General features: G+C 61.4%; 11 protein-coding genes. 9 read left to right on the top strand and 2 right to left on the bottom strand.

What is annotated here, in order from left to right; all coding sequences use genetic code 11:
• Positions 1 to 5: 5 nt before the first annotated feature.
• The 7 genes from recA to JAB4_RS27400 all read left to right on the top strand — a co-directional run bounded on the left by recA (position 6) and on the right by JAB4_RS27400 (position 7,144).
• Entirely contained in the window at positions 6 to 1,109 is a 1,104-nt protein-coding gene (gene recA / locus JAB4_RS27430; RefSeq protein WP_070220389.1) for a recombinase RecA, read from the top strand.
• Between the two features lie 227 nt (positions 1,110 to 1,336).
• A complete protein-coding gene (gene recX / locus JAB4_RS27425) occupies positions 1,337 to 1,792 on the top strand; it encodes a recombination regulator RecX (protein WP_034788658.1) in 456 nt (151 codons plus the stop codon).
• 155 nt (positions 1,793 to 1,947) lie between these two features.
• Positions 1,948 to 3,486 (top strand): class I SAM-dependent methyltransferase, encoded by a 1,539-nt coding sequence (locus JAB4_RS27420; RefSeq protein WP_070220387.1) that lies wholly within the window; start codon positions 1,948 to 1,950, stop codon positions 3,484 to 3,486.
• A gap of 278 nt (positions 3,487 to 3,764) precedes the next feature.
• The gene (locus JAB4_RS27415; protein ID WP_070220385.1) at positions 3,765 to 4,325 is read left to right on the top strand and encodes a DUF2889 domain-containing protein; all 561 of its coding nucleotides are present in this window, start codon (positions 3,765 to 3,767) and stop codon (positions 4,323 to 4,325) included.
• Between the two features lie 75 nt (positions 4,326 to 4,400).
• Positions 4,401 to 5,570, top strand: coding sequence for an ADP-forming succinate--CoA ligase subunit beta (gene sucC / locus JAB4_RS27410; protein WP_070220383.1), 1,170 nt, complete (start codon positions 4,401 to 4,403; stop codon positions 5,568 to 5,570).
• Between the two features lie 13 nt (positions 5,571 to 5,583).
• The gene (gene sucD / locus JAB4_RS27405) at positions 5,584 to 6,465 is read left to right on the top strand and encodes a succinate--CoA ligase subunit alpha (protein ID WP_034746085.1); all 882 of its coding nucleotides are present in this window, start codon (positions 5,584 to 5,586) and stop codon (positions 6,463 to 6,465) included.
• 214 nt (positions 6,466 to 6,679) lie between these two features.
• The gene (locus JAB4_RS27400) at positions 6,680 to 7,144 is read left to right on the top strand and encodes a prepilin-type N-terminal cleavage/methylation domain-containing protein (RefSeq protein ID WP_070220381.1); all 465 of its coding nucleotides are present in this window, start codon (positions 6,680 to 6,682) and stop codon (positions 7,142 to 7,144) included.
• A gap of 21 nt (positions 7,145 to 7,165) precedes the next feature.
• On the opposite strand, the gene JAB4_RS27395 is transcribed toward JAB4_RS27400, so the two are convergent.
• Positions 7,166 to 7,888 carry a flagellar brake protein gene (locus tag JAB4_RS27395; RefSeq protein WP_070220379.1) on the bottom strand — a complete coding sequence of 241 codons (723 nt, stop codon included), beginning with the start codon at positions 7,886 to 7,888 and terminating at the stop codon, positions 7,166 to 7,168.
• A 163-nt stretch (positions 7,889 to 8,051) separates the two neighbouring features.
• Between JAB4_RS27395 and JAB4_RS27390 the strand changes: the two genes are divergently transcribed.
• Positions 8,052 to 8,432 carry a DUF6713 family protein gene (locus tag JAB4_RS27390; protein ID WP_070220376.1) on the top strand — a complete coding sequence of 127 codons (381 nt, stop codon included), beginning with the start codon at positions 8,052 to 8,054 and terminating at the stop codon, positions 8,430 to 8,432.
• Here the strand turns inward: JAB4_RS27390 and moaC are convergent, their stop codons facing one another.
• Complete coding sequence (moaC, locus tag JAB4_RS27385) at positions 8,433 to 8,939, bottom strand: cyclic pyranopterin monophosphate synthase MoaC (protein WP_070220374.1); 507 nt, start codon at positions 8,937 to 8,939, stop codon at positions 8,433 to 8,435.
• 305 nt (positions 8,940 to 9,244) lie between these two features.
• Between moaC and JAB4_RS27380 the strand changes: the two genes are divergently transcribed.
• On the top strand, positions 9,245 to 10,714 hold the full coding sequence (locus JAB4_RS27380) for a M48 family metalloprotease (RefSeq protein ID WP_227742189.1): 1,470 nt from the start codon (positions 9,245 to 9,247) through the stop codon (positions 10,712 to 10,714).
• Positions 10,715 to 10,716: the final 2 nt, after the last annotated feature.

Genomic DNA, 10,716 nt, shown 5'->3' with positions numbered 1-10,716 from the left:
AACATATGGACGATAAAAAAGCTGTAGTACCCGCATCGGAAAAAGCCAAGGCGCTCGCCGCCGCACTGGCGCAGATCGAGAAGCAGTTTGGCAAAGGTTCGGTCATGCGCATGGATGCCAGCGCACCGATCGAAGAAGTGCAAGTCGTGTCGACCGGTTCGCTCGGCCTCGATATCGCGCTGGGCGTGGGCGGCTTGCCGCGCGGCCGCGTGGTGGAAATCTACGGTCCGGAATCGTCGGGTAAAACCACGCTGACCCTGCAAACCATCGCCGAAATGCAAAAACTGGGCGGCACTTGCGCCTTTATCGATGCCGAGCACGCGCTCGACGTCGGTTACGCGCAAAAGCTGGGCGTGAACCTGCATGAATTGCTGATCTCGCAACCGGACACGGGCGAGCAGGCACTGGAAATCTGCGACGCCCTCGTGCGTTCGGGCAGCGTTGACCTCGTCGTCATCGACTCCGTGGCCGCACTGACGCCACGCGCCGAGATCGAAGGCGACATGGGCGATTCCCTGCCAGGTTTGCAGGCGCGCCTGATGTCGCAAGCGCTGCGCAAGCTGACCGGCTCCATCAACCGCACGAATACCCTGGTCATCTTCATCAACCAGATCCGCATGAAGATCGGCGTGATGTTCGGCAGCCCGGAAACGACCACGGGCGGCAATGCGCTGAAATTCTACGCTTCCGTGCGCCTGGACATCCGCCGCACCGGCTCGATCAAGTCCGGCGATGAAGTGATCGGCAACGAAACCAAGGTCAAGGTCGTCAAGAACAAGATCGCGCCGCCGTTCAAGGAAGCGCACTTCGACATTCTGTACGGCGCCGGCACCTCGCGCGAAGGCGAAATCCTGGACCTGGGTTCGGATGCCAAGATCGTGGAAAAATCCGGTTCGTGGTACAGCTACAACGGCGAACGCATCGGCCAGGGCAAGGACAACGCCCGTGCCTTCCTGCAAGAGCGTCCGGCGCTGGCCCGCGAAATCGAAAACAAGGTCCGCGCTTCGCTGGGCGTGCGCGAACTGCCGCCGCTGGCCGCTGAAAAGCCGGAAAAAGCGGATAAGGCCGCCGACAAGGCTGCCAAGGCTGCGGAAACCAAGGCAGAGTAGGTCGGATTAGCGCGGCAAAGCCGCGCGTAATCCGACAGCACCACAGACATCAACAATGTTGTCGGATCAGACGTCAACAATGTTGTCGGATTACGGCCCAAGGGGCCTAATCCGACCTACGCATGGCTTGCTGCAAGGTGTGACCATGATCGCCGTCCCGCGCTGTTGCGCCGGGCGGCGATTGTGTTTGGGTGATGTGATCGTGGAATGAAAGACAAGGTGGGTGTATGGCCGCAGTACAACTAAGCCTGAAGGGCAGGGCGCTACGCTTTTTGTCGATGCGCGAACACAGCCGCATGGAATTGCGGCGCAAGCTGCAGCGCCATGCGCAGGAAGGCGACGACGTGGAAGCCTTGCTCGACAGCCTGGAGCAAGCCAACTGGCTGTCGCAGGAGCGCTTTTCCGAGTCGCTGATCCACCGCCGCTCGGCCCGTTTCGGCAACAGCCGCATCATGGCGGAGCTGCAAAGCCATGGCATCGGGGGAGAAGCGTTGCAGGAACTCAAGGCGGGCCTGGCCGAAGGGGAAGTGGCGCGCGCCTGCGAGGTGTGGCGCCGCAAGTTTGGTCAGGTGGCGCAGGATGCCGAGCAGCGCAACAAGCAGATGCGTTTTTTGATGCAGCGCGGCTTTTCGCAGCGGGCCGTGCAGGTGGCCTTGAAGGGGCTGGATCCCGACGAGGAATAGCTCATCCAAGGCTGCCCGGCCGCCACGCCGTGCCGCCAAGAACTGCGCTTTCAAACATCGTCTGATTCCAGTATGGTGACGCCGCGCGATCGGGTATGCTGGCGCTCGAACGCTGTGCGATACGCGCAGCACCACTGATCGTGACAGGATGCAAGATGAGCAACTGGAATGCCGGCTATGTGGCCGAAATCGCCTATACCTATGGCTATTACGAAGAATTGAACCCTCTGCGCCTGCGCCTGCCCTTGCTGGCCGCCGGCCTGGCCTTGCCTGCCAGCGGCACGGCTTGCGAGCTGGGCTTTGGCCAGGGCGTCAGCGCCAATATCCATGCGGCGGCGTCCGCCACGCGCTGGCATGGCAATGATTTCAATCCGTCCCAGGCCGCCTTTGCGCAGGAGCTGGCCAACGCGGCTGACGCTGGCGCGCAGTTCACGGATGAATCGTTCGCGCAGTTTTGTTGCCGCGACGACTTGCCCGATTTTGACTTTATCTGCCTGCATGGGATCTGGAGCTGGGTTTCGGCGGAAAATCGCGCGCTCATCGTCGACTTCCTGCGGCGCAAGCTGAAGGTGGGCGGTGTCGTCTTCATCAGCTACAACACGCAGCCAGGCTGGGCCGCAATGATGCCGATGCGCGACTTGCTGGCCGAACATAGCCGCGTCATGAGCGCCCCGGGCCAGGGCGTGCTGGCCAGAGTCGCTGGCGCCATCGATTTCGTCGACAGGATGATCGCCACGCAACCGCGCTACCTGGACGCCAACCCGCAACTGGCGGACCGCTTCGAAAAACTCAAGGCGATGGATGGACATTATCTTGCCCATGAGTATTTCAATGCCGATTGGCAGCCTATGGCCTTTTCCAGCGTCGCGGCCATGCTGGGCGAGGCCAAGCTCGAGTTCGCCGCGTCCGCCAACTATACCGCTCTGGTCGACATGCTGAACCTGACGGCTGAGCACCAGCAGTTCCTGGCCGAGATACCCGATCCTATTTTTCGCGAGACGACGCGCTCCTTCCTCGTCAACGAGCAATTCCGCAGGGATTACTGGGTCAAGGGCGCACGCAGGCTGACGCCGTTCGCCCAGGCCAGTGCCTTGCGGGCCGTGCGCGTGATGCTGGCCGTGCCCCGCGACGAAGTGGTGTTGAGCGTGCATGGCGTGCTGGGCGACGCCGATATGGACGAGAGCGTCTATGCGCCCGTGCTGGACGCCATGGCTGACCATCGCGTGTACACGATAGGCGAACTGGAGCAGCAACTGGCTGGCAGCGAAGCCAGTCTGGCGGCCTTGCTGCAGATCATGCTGGTACTGGCCAGCAAGGGCAGCGTGGCTGCCGTCCAGGACGAGGCCGGCATCGCCGCGGCGCGGCCGCAGACGGCGCGCCTGAATGCACACTTGCTGGAGCAGGCGCTGGCAAGAACCGATTTGCATATCCTCGCCAGCCCCCTGACGGGCGGCGGCGTGGTTGTATCGCATTTACAACAGCTCTTCCTGTGGGCGAAACTGCAAGGTTGTCCAACGCCGCAAGACTGGGCGCGCACGACGTGGCCCGTGCTGCTGCGCCTGAAGCAGCTGATGACGAAGGATGGGCAGCCCTTGTTGATGGAAGAGGAAAACCTGGCCGAATTGTTGGCGCAGGCACAGTATTTTTCCGCGCGCATCTTGCCTGTTTTACGCGCACTGGGTGTGACTGACTGAGGTACGGTGCCGGCCAGCCTGCCGGTGCCGGCAAGCCTGCTGCCAAGTTATTTGAATTGCGAATGATCGTCATTGATTTTGCGATTTTCGTTAATGATTTGCGGCGGGCGGCACAAGCAATAAAAAATTATGTTGCGGCGCAACTAGCGCCCTGTGTGCTACACTTTTAGGGTTTTTGCGGCGCCGCAGGTGCGGTTGCTGTTCGTAGAAGCTGCGAACAGAGTGCTTTAGGCACATGGCTGCTTACTAATTATGGCCGCGCAAGCGGCATCGGTCTTATGCCCCTGTCAACTCCCGTATCCCGGCGCGCCCTACGGCACTCCCGCGTTATCGACGTCCAAGCGTATATGCGCGACGACGGCCTGTGGGATATTGACGCCCATATCACCGATATCAAAAGCTATGACGCGACCCTGGCCTCCGGCCCCCGTCCCGCCGGCGCCCCTCTGCATGACCTCCATTTACGCATTACCGTCGATCGCGCACTGACCATTGTCGAGGCCGAAGCTGCCTCCGATGCCGTGCCCTATCCCGGTTTTTGCGATACCATCGGCCCCGCTTACAGGGCGCTGATCGGATTGAATTTATTGAAGAATTTCCGCCGCGACTTGAAACAGCGCCTGGCGGGAATCGCCGGCTGTACCCATTTGACCGAACTGGCGCAAGTCTTGCCGACTGCGACGGTTCAGGCATTTGCCGGCGATGTCTGGTCGACCCGTGACGGTGCGAATGCTGACTTATCGCATGAAAAGCCGTTTCAACTCGACAAATGCCACGCCCTGCGCACCGATGGCGGGGCGGTTGCACAGTATTACCCGCGCTGGGTAGCCAAAGCGTGACCCCGGCGCTGTATTTCCTGTTTTTTTGCACCACTAACCGTATTTTTACACATCAGTATCAGAAGGGAAGCCAGCATGAAAATCCATGAGTATCAAGCCAAAGAAATCCTCCGGCAGCACGGAGTGACGGTACCACGCGGTATTCCGTGCATGTCCGTCGAAGAAGCCGTCAAGGCTGCGGAAACCCTGGGCGGCCCGGTATGGGTTGTCAAGGCGCAGATCCACGCAGGTGGCCGCGGCAAGGGCGGCGGCGTGAAAGTGGCAAAATCGATGGAACAGGTCAAGGAATACGCTGACCAGATCATGGGCATGCAGCTGATCACGCACCAGACCAGCGCCGAAGGCCAGAAAGTCAACCGCCTGCTGGTGGAAGAAGGCGCCGACATCAAGCAAGAACTGTACGTTTCGCTGGTCACCGACCGCGTTACCCAGAAAATCGTCCTGATGGCATCGTCCGAAGGCGGCATGGACATCGAAGAAGTGGCCGAGAGCCACCCTGAGAAGATCCACCACGTCACCATCGATCCGGGCGTTGGCCTGACCGATGCCCAGGCAGACGACATCGCCGCCAAAATCGGCGTGCCTGCCGGTTCCATCGCCGACGCGCGCGCCAACCTGCAAGGCCTGTACAAAGCCTACTGGGAAACCGACTGCTCGCTGGCCGAGATCAACCCGCTGATCGTTACCGGCAGCGGCAAGGTCATCGCCCTGGACGCCAAGTTCAACTTTGACCCGAACGCCCTGTTCCGTCATCCGGAAATCGTCGCCCTGCGCGACCTGGACGAAGAAGATCCAGCGGAAATCGAAGCGTCGAAATTCGACCTGGCTTACATTTCGCTCGACGGCAACATCGGTTGCCTGGTGAACGGCGCCGGCCTGGCCATGGCCACCATGGACACGATTAAACTGTTCGGCGGCGAGCCAGCCAACTTCCTGGACGTCGGCGGCGGCGCCACGGCAGAAAAAGTGACCGAAGCGTTCAAGATCATGCTGAAAAACCCAGGCCTGAAAGCCATCCTGGTGAACATTTTCGGCGGCATCATGCGTTGCGACGTGATCGCTGAAGGCGTCATCGCCGCAGTGAAAGCTGTCTCGCTGAACGTACCGCTGGTCGTGCGCATGAAGGGCACCAACGAAGACCTGGGCAAAAAGATGCTGGCCGATTCCGGTCTGCCTATCATCGCAGCCGACACCATGGAAGATGCAGCCAAGAGCGTCGTTGCCGCTGCTGCCGGTCAAGCTTAATTAAGGAATCAACATGTCCATTCTGATCAATAAAGATACCAAAGTCGTTACCCAAGGGATCACCGGCAAGACCGGCCAGTTCCACACCCGCGGATGCCGCGACTACGCGAACGGCAAAGCTGCCTTCGTGGCAGGCGTGAACCCGAAGAAAGCCGGCGAAGATTTCGAAGGCATTCCTATTTTCGCTAACGTTACCGAAGCGAAAAAAGAAACCGGCGCCAACGTTTCCGTGATCTACGTGCCGCCAGCAGGCGCGGCAGCGGCGATCTGGGAAGCTGTCGAAGCTGAAATGGATCTGGCCATTTGCATCACCGAAGGCATTCCTGTCCGCGACATGATGGCCCTGAAAGACCGCATGGCTAAAGCCAACAGCAAAACCTTGCTGCTGGGCCCTAACTGCCCAGGCCTGATCACGCCAGACGAAATCAAGATCGGCATCATGCCAGGTCACATCCACAAGAAGGGCCGTATCGGCGTCGTTTCCCGTTCGGGCACCCTGACCTATGAAGCAGTGGGTCAGCTGACCGCACTGGGCCTGGGCCAATCGTCGGCAGTCGGCATCGGCGGCGACCCGATCAACGGTCTGAAGCACATCGACATCATGAAGATGTTCAATGATGATCCAGATACCGACGCGGTCATCATGATCGGCGAAATCGGCGGTCCGGACGAAGCCAACGCGGCTTATTGGATCAAAGACAACATGAAAAAACCTGTCGTCGGCTTCATCGCTGGCGTAACGGCTCCTCCAGGCAAGCGCATGGGCCACGCCGGCGCGCTGATCTCGGGCGGTGCCGATACGGCGCAAGCCAAGCTGGAAATCATGGAAGCTTGCGGCATCACCGTGACCAAAAACCCGTCGGAAATGGCGCGTCTGCTGAAAGCCATGCTGTAATTTCAGCCTGATTCATGCAGTATAAAAAAGGAGCTTCGGCTCCTTTTTTTTGTCCGCAAGACAGGCCGATTCCCGCCCTGGGGCGACGGCGCTGGTCCGAATCCGCCCAAATGCGTCGCTTTTCTTTCCATGCCTGCCAACGCCGCCCCGGGGCGCCGCTGGCATGGCGCTTGCACCATGCACGGCGTGACCAACTGCACTCCGGGAGGATGCGATGCGCGCGCAAAGCGGATTTACCCTGATAGAACTGATGATCGTTGTGGCCATCGCCAGCATCCTGGCGGCCGTGGCCATTCCCCAGTACGGCGACTATACGATGCGGGCCAAGGTCAGCAACGTGCTGGCCGCTGCCGCGCCCCTGAAGACGGCCGTGGCCCTGTGCGTGCAGGAAAATGGCGGCGAGGCGGCCGCCTGCAGCACCCCCACCGAGGCCGTGCCCAGCGCCATCCCCGTGTTCAGCCCGACGCGCGAAGTGGCAGGCGCCAAGGTCGACAAGGGCAATATCGAGCTGACCCTGGCGGGCGACCTGGGCAGCGGCTTGGGCGGTCAGAAGGTGAACATGGAGTTGCAGCTCGGCACCAGCAGCCTGAGCTGGTTTAACAGCACCACCGTGACGAATGCGGCAGCCAAGGAAGCGATTACCCGCACGAATATTCCCAAGGTGGTGGCGACGCAGTAAGCGACACCTGCCGCGCCCGTGTCAGACGATTTTTTGCCGGTCCGCGATCAGCGCTTCATAGGTGAGGTTTTGCAGCAGGGTGTAGTGGGTCGGTTCCAGGTCGATGAATTGCACGCCATACGTATAGATTTCGGCCACTCCGGCGGCGTGGCCATTGGACGGCTTGCCCACGCTGACGTTCTGGATGCGGGCGCGCGTGTTGACGCGCATCTGATGCTTGTTCGGCTGCACCAGCAGGGTAAAGCTCAGTGCGACGCCTTCTTCATCGGGCGTGAGCATGCTGGGTGCCTCGATCAGCGCGCCCGACACGCTGAGGTTGACGATGAACACGGGCACGGCCGCCACGTCGCGGTAGCTCAGCTGCGCGGGAATCTCCACCTTGACGCGCATGGCCGTGCGCAGGCTGGTGCCCTGGATGGCGTCGGGAAAGCTCAGGTGCACATAGTTGAGCGGACGGCCGAAGAGGCGCAGCACGCTGCACGCAAACGAACAGACGGTGATGCCGGAAAACACGCGGATGGTCAGCTTGTCGCCTTCGTTGAGCACGATGGAGGCGCCGTTTTCCATGGGAATCTTGACGATCAGGTACTCGTCTTTCACATAGCCGATCACGGTCGAGAAATGCTGGATCGGTTTGATGGTGCGGTGCGTGATGAACTGGATGCGTCCCCCCACCTGCAGATTCATGGCCTCGAATTCGAAGTCCTGGAGCTTGCTTTCCGCGGCGGGCGTGTTGCTTGTCATGCGATGCTCATCTGTATATGGTCGACTCGCAGTATGCATGATTTCTTGATGAAAAAGCATTCCTATCAATGAAATTCACTTTCGCATCGAAAAATACCATGGGCACGTGCCGGTGCGCGGTGCAGGCTTTACAATTGCGTCAATATTGACGAATGTAAATCTTATGCCACGCAGCTACTTCTGGACCATGTTGTTCCTGATCCTGCATCAAATCGACGCTGCCTACTGGAAAGAGTGGGAGATGTTTCATGTGCCGGGCGGCGTGCAGGGTTTTCTCGTGTTTAACCTGGCGGCGATTGCCGTGGTGCTGGCCGGTTACCGGCACGTGCTGCTGGCCACCCCGCGAGCGCCCCTGTATGCTTGTGTCTGCGCCGCGCTGGGTGTGGGGACATGCCTGATCCATGCCGGCTTTGCGCTGGCAGGACTGGAACAATTCCACTTGCCCCTGTCCATGGCCATCATCGCGTTGTGCCTGGTCTGCGCCGTCTGGCTGCTGTGCGACTTGCGCCGCATCCGGGGCCGGCTGGCGCGCCAGGCGGCATAGTTACACTTCCGCGTGCCAATCGCCCGACTTGCCGCCATGTTTTTCCAGCACGCGCACGTTGGTCATGACCATGCCCCGGTCGACGGCCTTGCACATGTCGTAGATCGTCAGCAAGCCGATCTGCACGGACGTCAGCGCTTCCATTTCCACGCCCGTCTTGCCCGTGGTGTCGACCTGGGCGCGGCAATGCACGCTGTTGGCTGCTTCATCCACGTCGAAATCGACGGTGACGCGCGTGAGGGCCAGCGGGTGGCACAGGGGAATCAGGTCGCTGGTGCGCTTGGCGCCCATGATGGCGGCGATGCGGGCAATGCCCAGCACGTCGCCTTTCTTGGCGTTGCCCGAAATGATCAAGGCCAGGGTGGCCGGCTGCATGCGGATGGTGCCGGCAGCCACGGCGCTGCGGCGCGTGTCTTCCTTGCTGCCCACGTCGACCATATGGGCTTGGCCCGTGGCATCGAAATGGGTCAGTTCCCCGGCGGGGGCTTGCTTGTCTGCTGTTGTCATGGCGTCAAAATAGGTGAGGAACGGGGGCGCGGCAGGCCGAATCACGGCCCCATGCCACTGGCATGGCGCGTGGGAATGGGCGCCGCTAACAAGGTATGATAGCACCCGTGAATTCAAAAACTCCCCTTCCGATCGTACTTGAAAACGCCGCTGCGGCATGGCTGCGCCGCTTGCGGCGCGCATCCGTGCTGGCTGCATTGTCGCTGGCGGCGCCCTGTGCGCTGGCGCAAACCTATACGTCCGCGCCAGCGGCGCCATCTGCCGGCGCGGCGGCCAAGCCGGGAAGCGGCTGGACGCCCCTGGCCGTGCCGCCGGCGCCGAACCTGCCGAACCTGGGCGATACCTCGCGCGAAGACCTGTCGCCGGCGATGGAGCGCAAGATCGGCGAGGAAATCATGCGCGGCATCCGCGGCGACCGCGACTATCTCGATGACGCGCCCTTGCTCGAATACCTGAATACCTTCGGCAACGCCCTCGTGGCGGCGCGCCCCAGCGTGCGCGGCGAAACGAATTACGACTATTTCTTCTTTGCCGTGCGCGATCCCCAATTGAACGCGTTTGCCTTGCCGGGCGGTTTCATCGGCGTGCACTCGGCGCTGGTGCTGGCGGCGCAAACGGAGGCGGAACTCGCTTCCGTGCTGTCGCACGAGATCGGCCACGTGGCGCAGCGCCATATCGCGCGCATGCTGGGCCAGCAGCGCCAGGATGCCCTGATGCCGCTGGCCGCCATGCTGCTGGCGGCGCTCGCGTCGCGTGCGGGCGGCGACGTGGCCATGGGCGTGTTTGCCGCCGGCCAGGGCCTGGCCATCCAGCGCCAGCTCAATTTCGGCCGCGACGCCGAACGCGAGGCGGACCGCATCGGTTTCCAGATCATGGGCGAAGCCGGTTTCGACACCACCGGCATGGTGGCCTTTTTCGGCCGCATGCAGGCGGCCAGCCGCTCGTACAGCGACCTGATGCCCGCCTATCTGCAGACCCACCCGCTGACGACGGAACGCATCGCCGACATCCAGGCGCGCATCCGCGAGCAGCCCTACAAACAGCGTGCGGACAGCCTGAGTTTCCACCTGGCCCGCGCGCGCGCCCGCGTGCTGCAGGATGAAAGCGTGCAAGGCTTGCTGAACGCCAAGGCCGTCTTCAAGACGCAGCTGGAACAGCAAAGCCGCTTCCAGGTGACGGCCGCCCATTACGGCTTGTCCTTTGTCGCCGTCAAGCAGGGCAAGCCGGCGGAGGCGCAAAAGGAACTCGATGCGGCCAATGCCGCCCTGCACCAGCCGGCCGGGCCGAATGTGCTGACGTCGGGCGGCACGCAGGGCCCCAATTCGCTGCTGGCGGCGATGGGGCTGGAAGTGCTGTTGATGCCGGCGCAAAAGAAGGAAGTGGCGCAACAGGCTTTGAAGGCGGCCGATGCGGCGCGCCAGCAGTTTCCCCTCTCGCGCGGCATTGCCCACCAATATGCGGAAGCGCTGATGGCTGCCGGCAAGCTGGAGCAAGCCACCTTGTACCTGCGTGAGCAGGTGCAGCTCTACAAGGAAGAGCCGGAACTGTACGATTTACTGGCGAAAGCCTATGCGGATCAGGGCAAGATGACCTTGCAGCATATGGCGCTGGCCGAATCCTACGTGCTGCAGGGCGCCACCATGGCCGCGCTGGACCAGCTGACGATCGCCCGCAAATCGACGGACGCGACCTTTTATGACCAGGCCGTGATCGATGCGCGCGAGCGCGAATTGCAGGAAAAGCGCCGCGAGCAGATCAAGGACCAGAAGGGCTGACT

This window comes from Janthinobacterium sp. HH102, assembly GCF_001758625.2.
Classification (GTDB): Bacteria; Pseudomonadota; Gammaproteobacteria; order Burkholderiales; family Burkholderiaceae_D; genus Janthinobacterium.
The sequence above is the reverse complement of the archived record's forward strand: the minus strand, read 5'-3'. Positions and strand labels throughout refer to the sequence as shown.

Bases quoted from the DNA above. Each gene is read 5' to 3' on its own strand.
- recA (WP_070220389.1), top strand. From the start codon at position 6: ATGGACGATAAAAAAGCTGTAGTACCCGCATCGGAAAAAGCCAAGGCG.
- recX (WP_034788658.1), top strand. From the start codon at position 1,337: ATGGCCGCAGTACAACTAAGCCTGAAGGGCAGGGCGCTACGCTTTTTG.
- JAB4_RS27420 (WP_070220387.1), top strand. From the start codon at position 1,948: ATGAGCAACTGGAATGCCGGCTATGTGGCCGAAATCGCCTATACCTAT.
- JAB4_RS27415 (WP_070220385.1), top strand. From the start codon at position 3,765: ATGCCCCTGTCAACTCCCGTATCCCGGCGCGCCCTACGGCACTCCCGC.
- sucC (WP_070220383.1), top strand. From the start codon at position 4,401: ATGAAAATCCATGAGTATCAAGCCAAAGAAATCCTCCGGCAGCACGGA.
- sucD (WP_034746085.1), top strand. From the start codon at position 5,584: ATGTCCATTCTGATCAATAAAGATACCAAAGTCGTTACCCAAGGGATC.
- JAB4_RS27400 (WP_070220381.1), top strand. From the start codon at position 6,680: ATGCGCGCGCAAAGCGGATTTACCCTGATAGAACTGATGATCGTTGTG.
- JAB4_RS27395 (WP_070220379.1), bottom strand. From the start codon at position 7,888: ATGACAAGCAACACGCCCGCCGCGGAAAGCAAGCTCCAGGACTTCGAA.
- JAB4_RS27390 (WP_070220376.1), top strand. From the start codon at position 8,052: ATGCCACGCAGCTACTTCTGGACCATGTTGTTCCTGATCCTGCATCAA.
- moaC (WP_070220374.1), bottom strand. From the start codon at position 8,939: ATGACAACAGCAGACAAGCAAGCCCCCGCCGGGGAACTGACCCATTTC.